Annotated in this window: 19 protein-coding genes and 1 other RNA gene; 11 read left to right on the top strand and 9 right to left on the bottom strand. The window is 62.5% G+C overall.

Annotated elements, in window-relative coordinates; all coding sequences use genetic code 11:
* Nucleotides 1–96 precede the first annotated feature (96 nt).
* Both DEJ54_RS17150 and DEJ54_RS17145 read left to right on the top strand, forming a co-directional pair.
* Nucleotides 97–462 carry a DUF488 domain-containing protein gene (locus tag DEJ54_RS17150; RefSeq protein WP_113155624.1) on the top strand — a complete coding sequence of 122 codons (366 nt, stop codon included), beginning with the start codon at nucleotides 97–99 and terminating at the stop codon, nucleotides 460–462.
* A 214-nt stretch (nucleotides 463–676) separates the two neighbouring features.
* Entirely contained in the window at nucleotides 677–1,141 is a 465-nt protein-coding gene (locus tag DEJ54_RS17145; RefSeq protein ID WP_113155623.1) for a hypothetical protein, read from the top strand.
* Between the two features lie 202 nt (nucleotides 1,142–1,343).
* Here DEJ54_RS17145 and DEJ54_RS17140 read toward each other — a convergent pair whose 3' ends face one another.
* Nucleotides 1,344–3,842 (bottom strand): ATP-dependent helicase, encoded by a 2,499-nt coding sequence (locus tag DEJ54_RS17140; RefSeq protein ID WP_113155622.1) that lies wholly within the window; start codon nucleotides 3,840–3,842, stop codon nucleotides 1,344–1,346.
* Between the two features lie 116 nt (nucleotides 3,843–3,958).
* Nucleotides 3,959–4,372 carry a helix-turn-helix domain-containing protein gene (locus DEJ54_RS17135; protein ID WP_113155621.1) on the bottom strand — a complete coding sequence of 138 codons (414 nt, stop codon included), beginning with the start codon at nucleotides 4,370–4,372 and terminating at the stop codon, nucleotides 3,959–3,961.
* Nucleotides 4,373–4,525: 153 nt separating this feature from the next.
* Here DEJ54_RS17135 and DEJ54_RS17130 point away from each other — a divergent pair, with 153 nt between their 5' ends.
* Nucleotides 4,526–5,404: a dienelactone hydrolase family protein gene (locus DEJ54_RS17130; RefSeq protein WP_113155620.1), complete on the top strand. Its 879-nt coding sequence runs from the start codon at nucleotides 4,526–4,528 to the stop codon at nucleotides 5,402–5,404.
* A 2-nt stretch (nucleotides 5,405–5,406) separates the two neighbouring features.
* On the opposite strand, the gene DEJ54_RS17125 is transcribed toward DEJ54_RS17130, so the two are convergent.
* The 3 genes from DEJ54_RS17125 to DEJ54_RS17115 form a co-directional block, all read right to left on the bottom strand.
* Nucleotides 5,407–5,637, bottom strand: coding sequence for a hypothetical protein (locus DEJ54_RS17125; protein ID WP_245447613.1), 231 nt, complete (start codon nucleotides 5,635–5,637; stop codon nucleotides 5,407–5,409).
* Nucleotides 5,638–5,808: 171 nt separating this feature from the next.
* Entirely contained in the window at nucleotides 5,809–7,449 is a 1,641-nt protein-coding gene (locus DEJ54_RS17120) for a chloride channel protein (protein ID WP_113155618.1), read from the bottom strand.
* Between the two features lie 123 nt (nucleotides 7,450–7,572).
* Nucleotides 7,573–8,061, bottom strand: a complete 489-nt coding sequence (locus DEJ54_RS17115) for a thioesterase family protein (RefSeq protein ID WP_113155617.1) — start codon at nucleotides 8,059–8,061, stop codon at nucleotides 7,573–7,575.
* A gap of 181 nt (nucleotides 8,062–8,242) precedes the next feature.
* Here DEJ54_RS17115 and DEJ54_RS17110 point away from each other — a divergent pair, with 181 nt between their 5' ends.
* Nucleotides 8,243–9,661, top strand: coding sequence for an FAD-binding oxidoreductase (locus tag DEJ54_RS17110; RefSeq protein ID WP_113155616.1), 1,419 nt, complete (start codon nucleotides 8,243–8,245; stop codon nucleotides 9,659–9,661).
* A gap of 95 nt (nucleotides 9,662–9,756) precedes the next feature.
* Nucleotides 9,757–13,629, top strand: coding sequence for an AsmA family protein (locus DEJ54_RS17105; protein WP_371685982.1), 3,873 nt, complete (start codon nucleotides 9,757–9,759; stop codon nucleotides 13,627–13,629).
* 32 nt (nucleotides 13,630–13,661) lie between these two features.
* Here DEJ54_RS17105 and DEJ54_RS17100 read toward each other — a convergent pair whose 3' ends face one another.
* The 4 genes from DEJ54_RS17100 to ssrA form a co-directional block, all read right to left on the bottom strand.
* Entirely contained in the window at nucleotides 13,662–13,901 is a 240-nt protein-coding gene (locus DEJ54_RS17100; protein WP_113155614.1) for a ribbon-helix-helix domain-containing protein, read from the bottom strand.
* Nucleotides 13,898–14,095: a DUF4169 family protein gene (locus DEJ54_RS17095; RefSeq protein ID WP_113155613.1), complete on the bottom strand. Its 198-nt coding sequence runs from the start codon at nucleotides 14,093–14,095 to the stop codon at nucleotides 13,898–13,900. The genes DEJ54_RS17100 and DEJ54_RS17095 overlap by 4 nt, the downstream gene beginning before the upstream one ends.
* Before the next feature lie 2 nt (nucleotides 14,096–14,097).
* Nucleotides 14,098–14,685 carry an SspB family protein gene (locus DEJ54_RS17090; protein ID WP_113155612.1) on the bottom strand — a complete coding sequence of 196 codons (588 nt, stop codon included), beginning with the start codon at nucleotides 14,683–14,685 and terminating at the stop codon, nucleotides 14,098–14,100.
* Nucleotides 14,686–14,953: 268 nt separating this feature from the next.
* Nucleotides 14,954–15,321, bottom strand: a transfer-messenger RNA (tmRNA) gene (gene ssrA, locus DEJ54_RS17085).
* A 158-nt stretch (nucleotides 15,322–15,479) separates the two neighbouring features.
* On the opposite strand from ssrA, the gene DEJ54_RS17080 reads away from it, so the two are divergent.
* From DEJ54_RS17080 to DEJ54_RS17055, 6 genes are all read left to right on the top strand, one after another.
* A complete protein-coding gene (locus tag DEJ54_RS17080) occupies nucleotides 15,480–15,791 on the top strand; it encodes a DUF2853 family protein (RefSeq protein ID WP_113155611.1) in 312 nt (103 codons plus the stop codon).
* Nucleotides 15,792–15,977: 186 nt separating this feature from the next.
* Entirely contained in the window at nucleotides 15,978–16,772 is a 795-nt protein-coding gene (locus DEJ54_RS17075) for a thymidylate synthase (protein WP_113155610.1), read from the top strand.
* Between the two features lie 14 nt (nucleotides 16,773–16,786).
* The gene (locus DEJ54_RS17070) at nucleotides 16,787–17,281 is read left to right on the top strand and encodes a dihydrofolate reductase (RefSeq protein WP_113155609.1); all 495 of its coding nucleotides are present in this window, start codon (nucleotides 16,787–16,789) and stop codon (nucleotides 17,279–17,281) included.
* Between the two features lie 147 nt (nucleotides 17,282–17,428).
* The gene (gene hflK, locus DEJ54_RS17065; RefSeq protein WP_113155608.1) at nucleotides 17,429–18,529 is read left to right on the top strand and encodes an FtsH protease activity modulator HflK; all 1,101 of its coding nucleotides are present in this window, start codon (nucleotides 17,429–17,431) and stop codon (nucleotides 18,527–18,529) included.
* The gene (hflC, locus tag DEJ54_RS17060; protein WP_113155607.1) at nucleotides 18,529–19,467 is read left to right on the top strand and encodes a protease modulator HflC; all 939 of its coding nucleotides are present in this window, start codon (nucleotides 18,529–18,531) and stop codon (nucleotides 19,465–19,467) included. Before hflK ends, hflC begins: the two co-directional genes overlap by 1 nt.
* Before the next feature lie 12 nt (nucleotides 19,468–19,479).
* Nucleotides 19,480–19,665, top strand: coding sequence for a DUF2065 family protein (locus DEJ54_RS17055; protein ID WP_113155606.1), 186 nt, complete (start codon nucleotides 19,480–19,482; stop codon nucleotides 19,663–19,665).
* Nucleotides 19,666–19,711 lie beyond the last annotated feature (46 nt).

Below are 19,711 nucleotides of genomic sequence, written 5' to 3'. Positions count from 1 at the left end.
GGAACACAATAGGCATTCACGGCTAGGAAATGGTGTCCTTGATCTTCAATCATCGGGTGTGGATGATTGTATCGCCAATGAGCAGGAGACCGGGCAATGTCGATTGCGGGCATTCGTCTCAAGCGGATCTATGATCCTGTCGAGCCGGAGGATGGCGCGCGCATCCTCGTCGACCGGCTGTGGCCGCGCGGCGTCAGCAAGGAGCGCGCTGCGCTTGAAAGCTGGCTGCCTCAGATCGGGCCGAGCCACGAGCTACGCCGGTGGTTTGCGCATCAGCCGGAGCGCTGGGACACGTTCTGCAACAGATATTGCGCTGAATTGAAGGCGCAGCCTGATCTTCTCGAAGACTTGCGTGAAAAAGCGCGGAAAGGACCTGTGACGCTGCTTTTCTCGGCGCGGGACCGTGAGCGCAATCAGGCGGCTGTGATCCGAAATCTTTTTCAAGAAAGCACGGATGGCTGAGGGAAAAAGTATACGAATTCTGAAAACGGCAACCTGCCATTGTACTTTTTCGCAAATGACTGTTTCTTGTAAAAAAGAGTAGAGACGGTAATGAAACCTGTTTGCCTTTAGCGTATACGCAGAGGCTCTCTCTTGACTTCATTCATACAGACAGAGACATATGTGTTCAGGCAGCGTGCTTGTTTTGGGCAGCTGCGGCATCGGGGCGGATTTTATGATCAAGGATTTTGACAAGTTAAAGCAGCAACTTGCCGAGCTTTCCGAGGCGGTGAACAAGTTCGAGTCTGAAGCGGTGCAATTGCGCGTCGTGGAGCTTGTTCTGGGCCAGCGCGACGGTCAGGTTGCCGGCCTGTCCGAAAATGGTATCGATGGATACATTGCCGGACCGGGCATGATGCACATTGTGCGCAACACGCCGCGTCCCGGACGCAAGAAGACGACCACCGACAGCGCCAGGGGCGCCGTCGCGGCGCTGAATGAGCTGCTTGAAGGCGATTTCTTCAGCGAGCCGCGCACGATTGGCGATGTCGTCGCCCACTGCCAGAGCCAGTTTGGCACGCGCTACAAGTCGAACGCCTTTTCAGGCCCGCTCTCCCGCCATGCCCGCAACGGCATTCTGACCCGCGAGAAAAATGAAGACGGCAAGTTCGTCTACGTCGATCCGCAAAAGGCTGCCTAGAGCAGCGCGCACACATTGCGGGCCGGGTGAGTGCGCTTACAGCCGCCCGGGTTTGCTCCTTCCAGAAAATCGAAACGCTCGATTCCCGTCGGGGCCGCGCATTTTGCGGGTCAGGTGATTCCACCTGACCCCTTGTTCCTGTTTTTACGAAATTTTGGACGGAAAACCGTTTCCCGATTTTGCCGCTGGGTCTAGACCGGCTCTAGGCCGGCTTCACGAAGCCTTCGAGAACGCGTTTCTGGCCGGCCTTGTCGAAATCGATGGTGAGCTTGTTGCCCTCGATTGCCGAGACATTGCCATTGCCGAACTTCATATGGAACACGCGGTCGCCGACCTTGAAGGTGGACGGCTTTTCGGACACGGATCTGGCGACCAGCTCGCCTTCGATCACACGGCCCTTCACCGAGCCGCGCCCCGCGCCATAGCCCGAATCCGCCTCGCCATAGCCGATGCGCTCGACCTGATGGCCGGAGCGATTGCCCCAGTTGCGCGCGGTTGCGTCGGTGCGGTTCTTCTGGGCGCGCTGCCAGCCTGGCGTCGCGTAGCTGTTGGAGAACACGCTCTGGTCGTCGAAACGCGATTTGCCATAGGGGTTGGGCCGGCCGGGCTGGCCGACGGAATACCCGCCATAGCTGTTGCTCTCTTCGGCCACGTCCACATGCGCTTCGGGAAGCTCGTCCAGAAAGCGTGAAGGAATGGTCGACTGCCACAGACCGTGGATACGCCGGTTTGAGGCGAACCACAGGTGCAGGTTCTTCTTGGCGCGCGTCAGGCCCACATAGGCCAGCCGCCGCTCTTCCTCGAGGCCCGAGCGGCCGCCTTCGTCAAGCGCGCGCTGATGCGGGAAGAGGCCTTCCTCCCAGCCGGGCAGGAACACGGTCGGGAATTCAAGACCCTTGGCCGAGTGCAGCGTCATCAGGCTTACGGCGTCGAGCTCTTCATGGCGCTCGGCGTCCATCACCAGCGCCACATGCTCCAGAAAACCGCGCAGGCTCTCATATTCCTCCATGGAGCGGATCAGCTCCTTGAGGTTTTCAAGCCGTCCCGGCGCTTCGGCCGAACGGTCGTTCTTCCACATTTCCGTGTAGCCGGATTCCTCGAGGATCATCTCGGCCAGTTCCGTGTGGGGCGTCCGGTCGAGCATGCTCTGCCAGCGCTCGATGTTCTCCACCAGCGTGCGCAGCGAGGCGCGCGGCTTTGGCTTCATCTCCTCGGTGCCGACCAGATCGCGTGCGGCCTGCAGGAGCGTTGCCTCACGCATGCGCGAAACATCGTGGATCTGGCGCACGCTGGCTTCACCCAGCCCGCGCTTGGGCACATTGACGATGCGCTCGAATGCCAGATCGTCGGCGGCCTGCGCGACGATGCGGAAATAGGCCATGGCGTCGCGGATCTCGAGGCGCTCATAGAAGCGCGGTCCGCCGATGACGCGGTAATTGAGCCCCAGCGTGACGAAGCGGTCTTCGAACTCACGCATCTGGAAGGAGGCGCGCACGAGGATGGCGATGTCGTTGAGCGCGTGGCCCTTGGACTGCAACGCCTCGATCTCTTCGCCCACGGCCCGGGCCTCTTCCTCCGAATCCCAGGCGGCATGCACCTTCACCTTGGGATCGTCGGGGTCGGAATGCTCGGTGAATAGCGTTTTACCAAGCCGCCCTTCATTGTTGGCGATGAGGTGCGAGGCAGCGCCCAGAATGTGCTTGGTGGAACGGTAATTGCGCTCCAGCCGGATCACGGCAGCGCCGGGGAAATCCTTCTCGAAGCGCAGGATGTTGTCCACTTCCGCGCCGCGCCAGCCATAGATCGACTGGTCGTCATCACCGACGCAGCAGATGTTCACCGGTTCCGTGCTCTTGGGGCGCTGGGCGAGCAGCCGCAGCCACATGTACTGGGCGGTGTTGGTGTCCTGATACTCGTCCACCAGAATGTATTTGAACCGGCGGTGATAGTCCGCAAGCACATCGGGATGATCGCGCAGAATGCGGATCGGATGGCAAAGGAGATCGCCGAAATCGACGGCGTTGAGCGTCTTCAGGCGGTTCTGATAGGCGGTGTAGAGTTCACGGCCCTTGCCATTGGCGAAGGCGCGGGCGTCGCCCTCGGGAATTTCCTTTGGTGCCAGCCCCTTGTTCTTCCAGCCGTCGATCATCTGCGCGAACTGGCGCGGCGGCCAGCGCTTGTCGTCCAGCCCTTCGGCCTGAATGATCTGCTTGATGAGGCGGATCTGGTCGTCGGTGTCGAGAATGGTGAAGGAGCTTTTGAGCCCCGCCAGCTCGGCATGCTTGCGCAGGATCTTCACACCGATGGAGTGGAAGGTGCCGAGCCATGGCATGCCCTCGATGGCCTCGCCGACCAGCGTGCCGATACGCACTTTCATCTCGCGCGCGGCCTTGTTGGTGAAGGTCACGGCCAGGATCTGTGAGGGATAGGCGCGGCCGGAGGCCAGAATATGCGCGATGCGGGTGGTCAGAACGCGTGTCTTGCCGGTGCCCGCGCCCGCAAGCACCAGAACCGGGCCTTCGGTGGTTTCCACCGCGAGCCGCTGCTCGGGATTGAGCGCATCGAGATAGCGCGTGTCGGGTCCGCCCGTGCGCGCAGCCATGGCGCGCGCTGCAATGCCGGAGGGCTTCTGCGCAGCTGGGGGCGTCGGGGCGGGTTCGTCCTCGTCAAAGAACGGAATATCATCAGGAAAGCCGGACATCGCACCTGCTTATGGTGATTCGGGGGCATAGCCCATGGATGTTTTCTATTTGTACCGGTTTGCGCCTCACGAACCAAGGGGGTGCCAAGCCGGCAAAATGCGGGGGAACAGCGTCGTCAGTGCTCGCTTTCGCAGAGTGAATGGTCGGATAGCGCCCGCAGCACATAGCAATCGCAAACCGAGCCGCTGTCGCAACTGTCGACGATGCGCTGGAGCTCATGCTCCAGCCTTTGCAGGCGGGCAATGCGCTCGCGCACTTCGGTAAGGTGCTCGCGGGCAATGCTGTCCGCCGTTTCGCAGGGTTTTTCGGGATGCCCGCTCAGTTCGATCAGAGAACGGATTGCGTCGATGCCCAGCCCCAGGTCGCGGGCGTGGCGGATGAAGGCGAGGCGCTCCATCGCCTGCTTTCCATAGCGGCGCTGGTTGCCGGCGGAGCGCTCGGGCGGCTCGATCAGCCCGGTTTCCTCGTAATAGCGGATGGTCGGTACCTTTACGCCCACCCGTTTCGACAGTTCGCCAATTGACCACATGCCGCGCGGCTCCTTCAAAATCTCTAGTCTATATAGGTATTGCCGGCGCTCTGCGAAAGGCAAAATGGTTCACGCGGGCGTGAATGGACGTTTTCCCGGCTGGCCCTACCTTGGACTTCGGCGGGAACCAGTCAACGAAATGGGAGTGAATTCATGCAGGATCAGCCGAAGATTACCCAGGCGATGATCGACGCCTATGACGAATACACCCATCTGACCCTCGACCGCCGCGCCTTCATGAACAGGCTGACGCGACTGGCCGGATCGGGCGCAGCTGCGGCCGCCATCGCGCCCCTTCTGGCGGCAAATTCCGCCCGCGCGGCCATGGTCGCAGACGATGACGAACGCCTTGAAGCCGCAGACATCACCTATCCGGGGGAGGGCGGCGAGATGAAGGGCTATCTCGTGCGGCCTGCGGATGCGGGCGAGAAACTGCCCGCCGTGATCGTCGTGCACGAAAACCGCGGCCTAAACCCGCATATCCGCGATGTGGCGCGGCGTGTTGCGCTGGAAGGCTTTGTGGCGCTTGCCCCGGACTTCCTCTCACCGCTGGGCGGCACGCCGGAGGACGAGGACAAGGCGCGCGGTCTGTTCGGCGAACTGGATCGCGATCAGACGGTGGGCAATGCGGTGGCCACGCAGGCTTTTCTGGCAGGCCATGACGCCACGACCGGCAAGGTGGGCGTGATCGGCTTCTGCTGGGGCGGGGCGCTGGTGAACAATCTGGCCGTTGCCGATCCCGAACTGGATGCGGGCGTCGCCTATTACGGCTCGCAGCCGGCGGCGGAAGATGTGGCGCGGATCGAAGCGCCGTTGCTCCTGCACTATGCGGGGCTGGATGAGCGCGTGAATGCGGGCATCGACGCCTATCGGGCCGCACTTGAAGATGCGGGCAAGACCTTCACCATCCATGTCTATGAAGGGGTGAACCACGCGTTTAACAACGACACGTCCGAAGCCCGCTATGACAGTGCGGCGGCGGAACTGGCCTGGGAGCGCACGATTGCGTTTCTGAAGGAGAACCTGACCTGACTTCAGTATGAGCCGAAGGGCAGGGGATCGAAGTCCAGAAAAATGCGTTTCTGGCGCGCGGTGCGCACGATGGCGCGCACATAGATCAGATCGATGGGAATGGGCCTGCGGTTGCGCTCCAGCCAGTAGAGCTCGTCCTCGATGGATTTGAGCGCGCGCCAGAAATCATAATCGGAAATCTCGTGCGAATGCGCGAGACTGTCCGACAGGGCTCTGGCTTCCTCGTTCAACAACTGGCTTCTCGCCGCCTACGAATCGACTGGTTTCAGGCGATGGTCTGCGCGGGGAGGGGCCGCTTCAAGCGGGCGACATGGTTAAACTTGTGCAAAGATCTGGCCGCTGGCGTTATGGTTAACGGAGCCTTTAACCACTCCTTATCCCTTTAAGCCTTTGGCACTAAAGGACTATCGGTGTTCTTCCTCGCTGATGTCCACCAGCGCGCGGTTGAAGAAACGCAGCGCCCGCACATGGCTGGCAAAGGCGATGACGCGGCCCGGATCCTGCAGATCGACCACGGGCAGGCGGTCATAGCCGCCCTTGTCGAAGGCGCGCAGCGCCGCCTCCAGCGTGTCGGTCGGTTTGAGCGCCGGCGCGCCCGTTTCCGGGTCGAAGGCGACAGGCTCTTCGTCTTCCGGCAATGGCTCCATGAAATCCATCACGCGGGTCATGTGGCCGAGCGTCTTGTGCGGCCCCTCCACGAGAAACAGCCCGCGCATCTCCAGCTGCCACTGGAACCAGGAATGGCCATGAATGGCCTGGGTGATGCCATGCGCCACCGCAACGGTGAGCAGGAGCGCGATGGACAGTTCGTAGCCGCCAGTCAGTTCGAACACGATGACGGTGGTGGAGATGGGGGCGCCGAGAACGGCTCCGGCAACGGCACCCATGCCGAGGATGGCGTAGAGCCCTTCGCTGGATGCCATGTTGGGGAAGGCTGCGGCGGCGATGATGCCGAATGCGCCGCCGGTGAGCGCGCCGAGGAAGAGGGCTGGGGAAAAGATGCCGCCGCCAAACCGCATGGCGAGCGTGATGGAAGTTGCGGCCGTCTTGACGACGATGAGCGCCAGCATGGTCATGAGCGGCAGGCGGTTCCACAGCGCCATGTCGGTGATCTCGTAACCGACGCCGAGGATCTGCGGGAAGACCACGGCCATGCCGCCGACGATGAGCCCACCAACCACGGGGCGCGTCCATAAGGGAATGCGCACGCCGCGCGCCGCATAGTCGGAGACGAAGAGCGAGAACTGGAACAGGATTGCGACCACGGCGGCGGTCACGCCGAGCAGTGCGAAGGCCGGAAACTCCCAGAAGGACGTGATCTGGTGGGTGGGCACCAGAAAGGCAGCCGAACTGCCGAACCAGAGGCGCGAGGCAACCGCACCCGCCGCCGAGGCGATGACGATGGGCACGAAGGAGCGCATGGCGTAGTGTCCGAGGATGACCTCATGGGCGAACAGGACGCCGGCGATGGGGGCGTTGAACGAGGCGGAGATGGCGCTCGCAACGCCCGCGCCAAGCAGCGTGCGCCGGCACCATTCGGGCAGGTTTGCGCGCCAGGCGATGGCGCTGGCAAGCACTGCGCCCAGATGCACCACGGGGCCTTCGCGCCCCGCACTTGCGCCCGAACCGAGCGAAAGCGCGGTGATGAATGCGGACAGGATGCCTTCGCGGAAGGAAAGCTTGCTGCGGCCGGAAAGCGCGCGCGCCTCGATCACGTCGGCCACCGCGCCGGTGCGGCGCGCTTCAAGCCGCGTGAGCAGCAGGCCGACGAAAAGCCCGCCCACGGTGGGGCCGGCCACGATCCAGTACCAGGGGAGCGACAGGGCGGCGGTGAACACGCGCTCCGAACGCGTGCCGAGCCAGAAAAGCTGGAAGACGCCGATCAGCTCGCGGAAGATGATTGCGGCAATGGCGACGCCGAGCCCCAGAAACAGCGACAGAAGCCAGACAAGCGGCAGGCGCGCGTTGAGGAACGCGCTGACGTTTGGTTCAATCCACGTCCGCAGAATTTGCGGAAGCCGCTGTATCAGCCTGAGAATCGACATGCCTGCCCCGTTTTCCCGAGCCTAGAGCATCGGACCGGAAAGTGGAATCCGGTATTCGGCTATTCCGATGCTCCATCAATAGTTTAGATCAGCCTTTTTGCGTCCGAAGGGGATGCTGGCGATCTAGCTCTTTCGGCGGCGGATTGCGATTGACCGGCCGGCGCGGGCGGGTGTTTCGAGCGTCGCGTGGAGCGTGCGCATCGCTTCGACCCGCTCAAGCACATCACGGGGGAAGGGGGTGACCTTCGGCCCCGACATGTCGATGTGAAGCGTCATTGTTTCGCAGGTGGCCGCCAGCCAGCCCTCGTCGGCGTGGCGCAGCTCCTGATAGGAGTGAAGCCGCTTTTCGTCATGGTCGAGCAGCTGGTAGGTGCCGCGCACCCGGTCGCTCAGATGCAGTTCGCGCACATAGCAGAGGTGGATTTCCGCCGTGTAGGTGGTGAGCCTGCGGGTTGCCGCATAGTGCGCGCCCATGCCCAGGCTCTCCCCCACTTCCTCATAGGCGCGGTCGAAGAGCACGGTGTAGTAGGCCATGTTCAGATGGCCGTTGAAATCGATCCAGTCTTTCTGCAATTCGAAGAGGCGGGAAGTGTAGGGCGCGTTGTCTGGCATTGTTCTTCCGTATTTCTGGCCTGTGGACTGTTTCGGACCTGCGGCGTTTGTGTCACCCAAATTGATCCAAACTGCCTGTAAAGGTGCTTTATTGCGGCAGATTCGGATAGAAACGAAAACCACCCCGCTGGACAAGTGTTGGACCACGCGAAGGGTTGGACCAGGTAATTGGAGAACAGGCATGGCGCTGGCGGAACTGGAAAAGCTGGATCGCAACGAAGAGGGCATTGCCCGCGTTCTTGAGATCCTCGGGGAGCGCTATGGCGAGCGTTTGCTGACGGGACATTCGGTGCGTGAGCAGCATGCCCACTCGACCAGCTATATTCCCGCGCAATTGCCCGATGGCGTGTTCGCGCCGAACAATGTGGAAGAGGTGCAGGATGTGGTGCGCCTGTGCGCCGAGCACCGCGTACCGGTCATTCCTTTCGGCACGGGCTCTTCGCTTGAAGGGCATGTGAATGCGCCGGCCGGCGGCATTTCACTCGATCTCATGAACATGAACCGCATCATCGCCGTCAACGCAGAGGATCTGGACTGCACGGTCGAGCCCGGCGTGACGCGTGAGGATCTGAACCATTATCTGCGCGATACGGGCCTGTTCTTCCCCATCGATCCGGGCGCGAATGCCAGCCTTGGCGGCATGGCCTCGACGCGCGCTTCCGGCACCAACGCCGTGCGCTACGGCACGATGCGCGACAATGTGGTGAATGTGCAGGCGGTGATGCCTGACGGGCGTCTCATCACCACGGCGCGCCGCGCCCGCAAGACCTCTGCCGGTTACGATCTGACCCGGCTCATGGTCGGCTCAGAAGGCACGCTCGGCATCATCACGGCGATGACGCTCAAGCTCTACGGCATCCCGCAGGCGGTATCCGGCGGCGTGTGCTCGTTCCCGGATGTGGAATCGGCCTGTCAGGCGGTCATCATGACGATCCAGATGGGCGTGCCGGTGGCGCGCATCGAATTCGTCAACGGCCTCGCCATGAAGGCGATCAACGCCTATTCCGATCTGGATTACCCGGAGGGCCCGTGCCTGTTCCTGGAATTCCACGGAACCGATGCAGGCGTGAAGGAACAGGCCGAAACCTTTGGCGAGATCGCCGAGGAGTTCGGCGGCGGGCCGTTCCAGTGGACGAGCGTTGCCGAGGAGCGCACCAGGCTCTGGAAGGCGCGTCACAACGCCTACTGGGCCTGCGTGGCGCTGCGCCCCGGTGCGCAGGGGCTTTCCACCGATGTCTGCGTGCCGATCTCGCGGCTGGCCGAATGCATTGTCGAGACCGAGGCCGACATCGCCGAATCGGGCCTGATCGCCACGGTCATCGGCCATGTGGGCGATGGCAATTTCCACGTGCTGGTTCTGATGGACATGAACGATCCGAAGGAGATCGAGCAGGCGGAAGCCTTCGTTGCGCGTCTCAACCGGCGGGCCCTCTCCATGGACGGCACCTGCACCGGCGAACACGGCATCGGCCAGGGCAAGATGCGCTTCCTCGAAGAGGAGCTGGGCGACGCGGTGGACGTGATGCGCGCGGTCAAGGAAGCCATCGATCCGCACAACATCATGAACCCGGGCAAGATCATCGGGGCAAGGCGCACATAAGCCGGATTTGTGCGACCATGCATGGTGTTAGCCCCTTTAACGCCACTGAAATACGCATAGTGTAGGGGCTGAGGACGCATATTTAGGAGACGGAACTGGCCCGGCTGTTCGTATTCTTCGGTGGACTTGTGGTGCTGGCGCTGACCTCGGCGCTGGTGGCTCCCTATTTCATCGACTGGAACCATTATCGCTCCGCCTTCGAACGTGAGGCGGGGCGGGTGCTTGGCCGTGAAGTCCGGGTGGAAGGCTCTGCGCGCGCGCGGCTTCTGCCGTTTCCGTCTCTGACCTTCACCGATGTCGTCGTGGCCGGGAAGACGCCGCAGGCGCCGGGCATGACGGTGGACGAGTTCTCCATGCATGCGGAGCTTGCGCCCTTCCTGCGCGGCGAGGTGCTGATCTTCGACATGCAGCTCACGCGGCCGCATGCGCAGATCGCGATTGCCGCCGATGGCGGCATCGACTGGGCGGTGCGTCCGTCCGGGCCGTTCGATGCGCGACAGGTGACGCTGGAGAATGTCTCCATCGTCGATGGCTCGGTGACGCTGGCGCATGCGGCAAGCGGGCGTCAGCACGAACTGACCGACATTGATGCGCAGCTTTCCGCCCGCAGTCTGGCCGGGCCGTGGCGTATTGGCGGAACGCTCTCGCTCGACGACATGCCGATGCGCGTTTCCGTTTCCACCGGCTCGCTGGGCGATGATGGCCGCATGCGGGTGCGTTTCGAGGCGCTGCCGGACGACCTACCGGTCAGGCTCGCCACCGATGGACAGGCGCGGATTGAGGAAGGGGCCGCCTTTTATGACGGCGCCTTTGCGCTCAACACCTATTCCGATGAGGCCATTGCCAGGCTGCGCAAGGAGGCCGAGCGGCCGCTGGCGCTGACGAGTGCCGCCGCCACCAACCGGCTGACGGGTCTCTTCGACCTGCGCCACGACCGTCTGGCGGTCGAGCAGTTCCGTTTCGAGACGGGGCCGGCCGACGCGCCTTACACCGCCGAGGGGCGGGCCAGTCTGGAGCTTGGCGGCGAACCGCGCTTCTTCATTTCAGCCGACGGCGCGCAATTGCGTTTCGACGGCGAGAATGACGGCGACAGCGCGTCGGGCGGTCTGGATATCGCCAGGCGTTTCGAGGCGTTTGCCGCACTGATCCGCGCCGTGCCCTCGCCAACCATACCGGGTGAGGTTGCAATCAACCTGCCGGCGATCGTTGCCGGCGACACCACGATCCGCAACATCGAACTGCGCGCCGAGCCCGCCGAGGGCGGCTGGGCGGTCGGCTCCGTTGCGGCCACGCTTCCCGGGCGCACGCGCTTCGAGGCGAACGGATTTCTGGCGACAGATGAAGAGCTGGGCTTCAACGGGCACATGCTTCTGGCCATCGCCCAGCCCTCGGGCTTTGCCGCCTGGGTTTCGCGCGATGTGGACGATGCGATCCGCCGACTTCCGGCTGCGGGTTTCAGCGCCGATGTGGCGCTTTCGCGCCGCGCGCAGACCTTTGAGGGGCTTGAACTCATCCTGGGTGACGCGCGTTTCAACGGACGCGTCGAGCGCCGGGAGCCGGAGAACGCAAAGCCCTGGCTCGATGCAAAGCTCGACGGCGAGGCGCTCGATCTGGAAGGCATTCAGGCCTTCATGTCGCTGTTTGTCAGCGATGCGGGCGTGAACCGGCTTTCGGGCCATGATGTGGATCTCGACATCAAGGCCGGCCCGGTGGCGGCGCTGGGCATGCAGGCCAACACGCTCGACACGGCACTTCGCCTGCGCGAGGGCGTTCTGGAAATCGACCGGCTGACGCTCGGCGGGTTCGCCGGCGCGCAGCTGAGCGCGACCGGTCAGTTGCGCAATTTTGCAGGCATGCCCACGGGGCAGGTCGATGCGACGGTTCTGTCGACCGATCTTGGCGAGCTGGTTCTGGCGCTGGCGGGACGCTTTCCCGAGAACCGTGTCTTCAGGGCGCTGGCGCAGCGCGTTCAGGCGTTTCCCGGTCTGCTTCAGGACGCCGAGCTGAACCTCGTCGCCAGTGCCGCCGAGAATGGCGATGAAACCATGGGCATCGCCGTCAGCGCCGAAGGCGTTGCCGGCGGCACGGATCTGAGCCTTTCGCTTTCCGACAGCGGCGCAGAGGACGATCTGGCGCGCGGTGATTTCAAGCTCTCGCTGACGGCGCGAAACGACGAAGCCGCCGTTCTTTATGGACTGGCCGGCATTCCGGCCCTGCCGCTTGGTCTGGTCGGCGAGGCGCGGCTTGAGCTTTCGGCCGAAGGCTCTCTGGCCGATACGGTTGACGGGCAGGCGCGGGTGATGGGCGAGGGGCTTGTCGCCTCCTTCAAGGGGCAGGCGCTCAATGCGCTTTCCGCGCCATCCCTCGACGGCGAGGTGAAGCTTGTCAGCGATGACATTGAAACCTGGCTTGCCGTTGGCGGCGTGGTTCTGCCCGGTTTCGGGCTTGGCATGCCCGTTGCGCTTTCCGCTGATCTTGAATGGAGCGAGAAGCTTGCCGTTCTGACCGATCTCGAAGGCGAGGTGGCCGGCAGCGGTGTGACGGGGGATCTGAACATCGCGCTCGATGGCGGCAAGCCGCATATCGATGGCGCGCTCACCATGACGCGCTTTGATCTCGCACCGGCTGCCGAACTCGTCATGGGGCCGGACGTGCTTTCGGGCGAAGAAGACGGGGCATGGCCGCAGGCGCCATTCGGCAACGACGTGTCTTTGCCGTTCTCGGCCAATCTCGAGCTGCGCACGGATGCGCTTTGGACGGGATTTCTCTCGGCTGGCCGCGATGCGCGCCTGAAACTCAGGCTGGACGATGAGGGGCTGACGGTCTCCGATCTCAAGGCTTCCCTGTTCGATGGTTCCGTCGAAGGCTTTGCCACGCTGAAAAACAATGCAGGCACCGGGCTTCTTTCGGCGCAGATCGGTCTCAACGACACAGCGCTTGATACGCTGATGCCGCAGGGTAGCCTGGAAGGGCGCATGAGCGCGCGCGCCAGCGTGACCGCCAGCGGCAAGAGCGTGAATGCGATGGCGGCGGCCCTGACGGGCTCCGGTTCCGCGACGCTGAAGGATCTGGTCATCAACGGGCTGAACCCGAAGGCGCTGCCGCAGATCCTTGAAGAAGCCGATGCGGTGGGCAATGGGATCGATCTTGAAAAGACCGAGGCTTTCGCGCCGCGGCTGATCCGCGAAGGACAGTTTTCCGCAGGCGAAACGGAATTCGCCTTCACCATTGCCGGCGGCATGGCGCGCACGCCGCCCGTGCAGCTGGCGACAGACGGCGCGACCTTCAGCACCACGGCCACGGCCGATTTGCAGAAGATGGAAGTCTCCACCGATGGCGCGCTGGTCTTCGATCCCGGTGTGGATGCGGTGGTGGGGGCGGAGCCGCGTGTCGAGGTGGTTGCCTCCGGGCCATTCGGCTTTGTTGGTTCCGGGCTTTCGGTCGAACCTCTGGCGCAGTATCTCACCCAGCGCGCGCTTGAGCGCGAGCAGGTGCGTGTGGAGCGCATGCAGTCGGTGCTTCTGGAGAAGCAGCGCCTACGCCGTGAAGCGCGTTATTTCGCAGAGCTTGAGGTCAAGCGCGAGCAGGCCGAAGCCGAGCGGCAGCGGCTTGAGCGCGAACTCCGGCTGGAGCGCGAGGAGGCCGAGCGCCGCGCAGCTGAAGAGGCGGAGCGCAAGGCGCGTGAGGCAGAAGAGGCCCGCCGCCGTGAAGCCGAGGAAGCGGCCCGGCTGGAGGCTGAAGAGGCCCGCCGCCGCGAGGCGGAAGCCGCCCGCGCCGCCGAAGCCCTTAAGCGCACGCAGCGTGTCGCGCCGGCTCCTTCTGGAAATGGCTCCGCAGCAGAGATCGAGCGTGCGCCGCTTGAGCCGCCGTCAGGCAGCATCAATACGCCTGATGCGGTGTCGGAGTTCTTCCGGGCCAAGGATCTTTCAGCGGATCGTCTGCGCGAGCTTCTGGACGGTGGCCAGTAGAGCGGTCGCCGCTCATTTCTCCCGGCAGGCTCTCATGCCTTGCCGGTCGTTTCCTCAAGACGCGCCTTGAGATCACGCAGCACATGGAGGCGAAGCTCGGAGGACAGGTTGTTGTCCGCGCTGCGGTTCTCATCCACCTCGGCAATCAGCGTGGCCAGCGGCATGTTCTGCCGCCGGGCGATGGCTTCAAGTTCCTGAAGGAATGGTTTTTCGAGGGAAATGCTCGTGCGGTGGCCGCGAATGCTGACCGAACGCTTGGCAATTCCGCTCATTTGGGATCGCGTTCCGGGCGACCGGTGAGCCGGTGCCCGTCCAGCTGCGCGATGGTCTTCGATCTGTCGCTCTCATCGCGCATGCGCTCGGCCTTGCTGCGGCCATGCAGGATGCGGTTTTCGGCGGCGCGCTGCTCTTTTTCCGCACGCGCACGCTGCTTGCGGCGCTGGCGAAGATTGACCAGCTCGCCCATCGTCACTTCTTCCGGAAGGCGTCCAGGGAAACCACTTCCGCACCCTTGTTCCCGGACCCGGCGTCGTCTTCTGCCTCATCGGTTGCCGTCTCGGCATCCGCTTCGGCCTTTTCCTTCTTCTTCGGCTTGCGGGCGGCTTTCTTTGCACCGGCCTTTTTCGCCGATCCCTCGTCCGCCTCGTCGCCATCGGTGTGAACCGCGGTGATCTCGGCGCTGGGAGCGTCTTCCTGCTCGGGCTTCACATCGAACTCGAGCTCGAAATTCACGGACGGATCGTAGAACCCGCGCACCGCAGAGAAGGGAACGCTCAGCATTTCCGGCACATCGGCGAAGGAGAGGCCCACTTCGAAACCCGTCTCGCTGACTTTCAGGTCCCAGTACTGATACTGCAACACGATTGTCATCTGTTCGGGATAACGTTCACGCAGGCGTGACGATACACGGACACCGGGTGCATTGGTCAGAAAGGTGATGAAGAAGTGATGCTCGCCGGGAAGCCCCGTGCGCGCAACTTCAGTCAGGACTTTGCGCATGACGCCACGCAGCGCATCCTGAGCGAGAATATCGTATCTAATGCGGTCTTCGGCCATTCTGCGAACCGGTTGTTGAATCTTTGACTTACCTCTAATCAAGGACCGTGCTCACGTAAACCGGCAAAAGGCGGCTTATGTCTGTTCGCACGCTCCCACCCGCCTGACAGACCAGTTTTTTCAACCATGGCCCTCTTGTCTGTATTGCAGACAATCGCTGCGGGACGCTGCACTGCGCCGGAGACATTGCCTGACAGCTTCGCTGACTGCGCGCGAATGTCGATGCAGGGAAGGGGAGATTGAAAGGAGAGGTCGAGAGCGGGGCAAGAGTGGAGGCTTCTGTTGCCAGGTGCCTCCGGACCCCGCCTAAAGGTGCGAACCCTTAGGAGTTCAAGTGAAGCTGTCGCACTGCATTAAGCAGCGAGACGTGCCTCCGCATAGTTGTCGTTTGCAACTACTAGTTTGACCCGATAACGGTGGTATCATGCCGAGCGAAAGTCCGATCTTTACACCCTCGTCGATCCTGTTTCGCCCCCATCAGAAGCCGCCCTTGGGCCGGAGCCCTGCGGCGGTTTGTGGTGGAGGCGCCGGGCACTGCCCCCGGGTCCGAATGGCTTATTTCACCGGCAGTTTATCGCCATAGTCGGTCGAGCCGACGCAACGAATATAGTGACCCGGCCTTCGCAAGAAAAGGGGTCTTCGCGTGAAACCCGTGGGGTTTTCGCATTGACTTAACGTCAACCTTTAATAAATGTCTTTTTTTGGTGTGAGGCGGCCTTGGCAAACGCACAGGTTGCGTGGGTCCGGCCGTTTCTGTGGAAGCGTACCCACGTTGAAAAGTGAGGGAAAAGATCATGGCCGATTATCTTGCGGATGTCCGCAAATACGATGCCACCGCGAGTGAGGAAGTCGTCAACAAGATCGTGAAGCATCTTGGCATCGCGTTGCGCAACAGGGATTCCTCCCTGGTCTCCTGCAGCGATTCCAGCGAGCTTGACCGCGTTCGCACCAGCTGGTGCATGAAGAAGCTCGGACAGACCGACGCCGCAAAATGCGATGGCGTGATCGAGAGCGTGTGCGAAACCATGTCTGGCGACCGGTCCAAGAGCCGCGTGACGTTCTACTATCTGGTTGCGAAGCATCTGGGCCAGCTTTCCGAACTTTGAGGTTCCGGCTTCGCTGAACTTCGCCGCCTCGTCCTGCCGGGGGAAGGGGCGGCTTAGACTTTAACCCTGTTGCCCGAATATGCGCCGGCGTATGTGGATGGCGTCGCCAAACCCTGTGGCGCGCACTTTTCGTGGCAGGTGGCTGCTTTATGATGGCGCGATAACGCCAGCCCGAATCGGACAGCCATGCGCCAGTATCTCGATCTTCTTTCCCATGTTCTCGAAAACGGTGTCGACCGCGACGACCGCACGGGAACCGGCACGCGCGGCGTGTTCGGCCATCAGATGCGTTTTGATCTGGAAGAAGGCTTTCCCGTTCTCACCACCAAGAAGTTGCATCTGCGTTCGATCATTCACGAGCTTCTCTGGTTTCTGAAGGGCGACACCAACATTCGCTACCTGAAGGAAAACGGTGTTTCCATCTGGGATGAGTGGGCGGATGAGAATGGCGATCTGGGGCCCGTCTATGGTGCGCAGTGGCGCTCCTGGCCGGCGCCGGATGGCGGGCATATCGACCAGATCGCGAATCTTCTGAAAGGTTTGCGCGACAATCCTCATTCGCGGCGTCACGTGGTGTCGGCGTGGAACCCGGCCGAGGTGGATTCCATGGCGCTGCCGCCATGCCATTGCCTTTTCCAGTTCCACGTGGCCGACGGGCGGCTTTCCTGCCAGCTCTACCAGCGCTCCGCCGACATTTTTCTGGGCGTGCCCTTCAACATCGCCTCCTATGCGCTTTTGACGATGATGGTCGCCCAGGTGACCGGGTTGCGCGCCGGCGATTTCGTGCACACGCTGGGCGACGCCCATCTTTATTCCAACCATTTCGATCAGGCGCGCGAGCAGCTGACGCGCACGCCCAAGCCCTTGCCCACCATGTGGATGAACCCGGATGTGACGGATCTCTTTGCGTTCCGCTTTGAGGATTTCCGTCTTGATGGCTATGTCGCGGATCCGACGATCCGTGCGCCGATTGCCGTTTGAGCGGGGAGGGGGCGATGAGCATCGAACTGGTTGTGGCAATGGCCGAAAACGGTGTGATCGGCCGCGAGGGCGATCTGCCGTGGCGGCTGTCGACCGATCTGAAGCGCTTCAAGGCGATCACCACGGGCAAGCCCGTGGTCATGGGGCGCAAGACCTGGGAAAGCATCGGCAGACCGCTGCCGGGACGGCGCAACATCGTCATCACGCGGCAGGCGGGATACGAGGCTGAAGGGGCGGAATGCGTCTCTTCGCTTGCCGTTGCGCTTGCGCTGGCTGGCGGTGGCGATGCGAAGGCCGATATCTGCGTCATCGGCGGCGGGCAGATCTACCGCGAGGCGATGGAGATGGCCGACCGTCTGCATGTCACCCATGTGCATGCCGAGATCGACGGTGATACGGTGTTTCCCGAAATCGACCCGGAAATCTGGGAAGAAGTCTCGCGTGAGGACGTGCCCGAAGGTGAAAAGGACGTTTACGCCACAACCTATGTGGTCTACCAACGGCGCTGAACAGGCTGGGCAAGGCACTCTTTTCCCTGCAAAGATCAGGGAACGCGGCGGGCTGCCGCGTTGAAAGGGGATTTGCCGCTACCTATAACTGACCGGATGGGAGAGCTGGCCTTTGGGCCGGAGCCCGGATCAAGAAAAGGAACACGAATGCCCTGGAACAATCAAAGTGGCGGAGGCGGCCCTTGGGGCGGCGGCAATAACGGGGGGCCCTGGGACCAGGGACCGCGTGGGCCGAGCGGACCGCAGGGATCTCCGCCCGATCTGGAAGAGATCATCAAACGCGGACAGGACCGGTTGAAAAACGCACTGCCCGGTGGCGGTGGCGTCAGCCCGGCCATGATCGTTCTGGTGCTCGTTGCGTTGGCCGGTCTGTGGCTGTTCAAATCCGTTTACACGGTTCAGCCGGACGAACTGGCGGTGGAACTGCGTTTCGGTAAGCCGAAGCCGGAGCTCTCCGAGCCGGGCCTGCACTTCCATTGGTGGCCGATCGAAACGGTCGAGAAGGCCACGGTCGCCGAGCGTCTGGTGGACATTGGTGAGACGCGGGGCGGCACGTCCAGCGGTCTCATGCTGTCCGGTGACCAGAACATCGTCGACGTGAAGTTCTCCGTCGCCTATCAGGTTGCCGATCCTTCAGCCTATCTGTTCAATGTCGCCAATCCCGACGAAACCCTGCGCCAGGTTGCCGAAAGCGCCATGCGTGAGGTTGTCGGTCGCAGGCCGGCTCAGGACATCTTCCGTGATGACCGTCAGGGCATTGCCGAGGATGTGCGCACGACCATCCAGACCGCGCTTGACGAATATGGCACGGGTCTGACGGTCAACGCCCTGTCGATCGAGGACGCTGCGCCGCCGCGCGAAGTGGCCGATGCGTTCGACGAGGTGCAGCGCGCCGAGCAGGACGAAGACCGCTTCGTTGAGGAATCCAACCAGTACTCCAACCAGCAGCTCGGTCAGGCCCGTGGTGAAGCGGCCCAGATCCGCGAAGAAGCCGCGGCCTATAAGAACCGCGTCGTGCAGGAAGCCGAAGGTGAGGCACAGCGCTTCGTCTCCGTCTATGACGAGTACGCAAAGGCCCCGACCGTGACACGCAAGAGGCTGTTCCTCGAAACCATGGAAAACGTGCTTCAGGGCTCGAACAAGGTGATTGTCGGCCAGGATGGCGGTTCGGGCGTTGTGCCCTATCTGCCGCTGCCTGAACTTCGCCAGCAATCGCAGCCGCGCACGACTGCGGGAGGGAGCAACTGATGTCCAACCGTTTCCCCATTCTCGTCGTCATTGGCGCGGTCATCCTGTTCCTGGTCTATTCGTCGATCTTCGTGGTCAATGAACGCCAGCAGGCCATTGTTCTTCGCTTCGGTGAAATCGTCGATGTGAAGACCGAGCCGGGTCTCTACTTCAAACTTCCGTTCGGCTTCCTCGAAGCGGACAACGTCCAGATCATCGAAGACCGCATCCTGCGCTTCGACCTTGACGACATCCGCGTTCAGGTCTCGGGCGGCAAGTTCTACGAAGTGGATGCCTTCATCGCTTACTCGATCAGCGATCCCCGCCGTTTCCGGCAGGCCGTTTCGGGTAGCGTCGCTCTTGCCGAGCAGCGTCTGCGCACGCGTCTCGACTCCGCCCTGCGCGGTGTCTATGGCCGTCGCGGCTTTGAGGCTGCACTTTCGGAAGAGCGCGCATCGATGATGCGTGAAGTCGCCGACGAACTGCGTCCCGCCGCTGCATCGCTGGGCCTGGAGATCGAAGACGTGCGCATTCGCCGGACCGATCTGACGGCAGAGGTTTCTCAGCAGACCTACGACCGAATGAAGGCCGAGCGTCTGGCCGAGGCCGAGCGCCTGCGTGCCCGTGGCCGTGAGGCCGCTGCCCGCATCCGCGCCCGCGCCGACCGTGAGGTCGTCGAGATCCTGGCTGCTGCACAGCGTGAATCGGAAATCCTGCGTGGTGAGGGCGAAGCAGAGCGCAACGCCATCTTCGCCGATGCTTTCTCGCGCGATGAGGACTTCTTCGAGTTCTATCGTTCGATGAATGCTTACCAGCAGGCGCTGAACCCGGAAGGCACGACCATGCTGCTTTCGCCGAATTCGGAGTTCTTCCGCTTCTTCAACGACTCGACCGGCGGTGCCTCGGGCTCATCCGCTCCGGCGGCTCCGGCCGCACAGGGCGCGACGGCCGGCCAGTAGCCGGCGGTCGACATGGGCGACTTCCTTGCCGCTCTGGGCCTTGTCCTCGTTATCGAGGGTCTGGTCTACGGCGGCATGCCAGGGCTGGCCAAGAGGCTTGCCGAGCAGGTCCTCGAAATGCCGGACAGTGCGCTTCGCACTGCCGGCATCACCGCCATGATGCTGGGGGTGTTCGTGGTCTGGCTCGTCAGAGGATGAAACATTTTGCGGCCCGTACGGAAATCCCGTGCGGGCCGCAAACGTG

Origin of the sequence: Nitratireductor sp. OM-1, from assembly GCF_003296175.1 — a bacterium.
Classification (GTDB): domain Bacteria; phylum Pseudomonadota; class Alphaproteobacteria; order Rhizobiales; family Rhizobiaceae; genus Nitratireductor; species Nitratireductor aquimarinus.
This window is presented reverse-complemented; position numbering and strand designations above follow the sequence as displayed.

Excerpts from the sequence above, each read along its gene's own strand:
- DEJ54_RS17150 (WP_113155624.1), top strand. The coding sequence starts at position 97 with ATGTCGATTGCGGGCATTCGTCTCAAGCGGATCTATGATCCTGTCGAG.
- DEJ54_RS17145 (WP_113155623.1), top strand. The coding sequence starts at position 677 with ATGATCAAGGATTTTGACAAGTTAAAGCAGCAACTTGCCGAGCTTTCC.
- DEJ54_RS17140 (WP_113155622.1), bottom strand. The coding sequence starts at position 3,842 with ATGTCCGGCTTTCCTGATGATATTCCGTTCTTTGACGAGGACGAACCC.
- DEJ54_RS17135 (WP_113155621.1), bottom strand. The coding sequence starts at position 4,372 with ATGTGGTCAATTGGCGAACTGTCGAAACGGGTGGGCGTAAAGGTACCG.
- DEJ54_RS17130 (WP_113155620.1), top strand. The coding sequence starts at position 4,526 with ATGCAGGATCAGCCGAAGATTACCCAGGCGATGATCGACGCCTATGAC.
- DEJ54_RS17120 (WP_113155618.1), bottom strand. The coding sequence starts at position 7,449 with ATGTCGATTCTCAGGCTGATACAGCGGCTTCCGCAAATTCTGCGGACG.
- DEJ54_RS17115 (WP_113155617.1), bottom strand. The coding sequence starts at position 8,061 with ATGCCAGACAACGCGCCCTACACTTCCCGCCTCTTCGAATTGCAGAAA.
- DEJ54_RS17110 (WP_113155616.1), top strand. The coding sequence starts at position 8,243 with ATGGCGCTGGCGGAACTGGAAAAGCTGGATCGCAACGAAGAGGGCATT.
- DEJ54_RS17100 (WP_113155614.1), bottom strand. The coding sequence starts at position 13,901 with ATGAGCGGAATTGCCAAGCGTTCGGTCAGCATTCGCGGCCACCGCACG.
- DEJ54_RS17095 (WP_113155613.1), bottom strand. The coding sequence starts at position 14,095 with ATGGGCGAGCTGGTCAATCTTCGCCAGCGCCGCAAGCAGCGTGCGCGT.
- DEJ54_RS17090 (WP_113155612.1), bottom strand. The coding sequence starts at position 14,685 with ATGGCCGAAGACCGCATTAGATACGATATTCTCGCTCAGGATGCGCTG.
- DEJ54_RS17080 (WP_113155611.1), top strand. The coding sequence starts at position 15,480 with ATGGCCGATTATCTTGCGGATGTCCGCAAATACGATGCCACCGCGAGT.
- DEJ54_RS17075 (WP_113155610.1), top strand. The coding sequence starts at position 15,978 with ATGCGCCAGTATCTCGATCTTCTTTCCCATGTTCTCGAAAACGGTGTC.
- DEJ54_RS17070 (WP_113155609.1), top strand. The coding sequence starts at position 16,787 with ATGAGCATCGAACTGGTTGTGGCAATGGCCGAAAACGGTGTGATCGGC.
- hflK (WP_113155608.1), top strand. The coding sequence starts at position 17,429 with ATGCCCTGGAACAATCAAAGTGGCGGAGGCGGCCCTTGGGGCGGCGGC.
- hflC (WP_113155607.1), top strand. The coding sequence starts at position 18,529 with ATGTCCAACCGTTTCCCCATTCTCGTCGTCATTGGCGCGGTCATCCTG.
- DEJ54_RS17055 (WP_113155606.1), top strand. The coding sequence starts at position 19,480 with ATGGGCGACTTCCTTGCCGCTCTGGGCCTTGTCCTCGTTATCGAGGGT.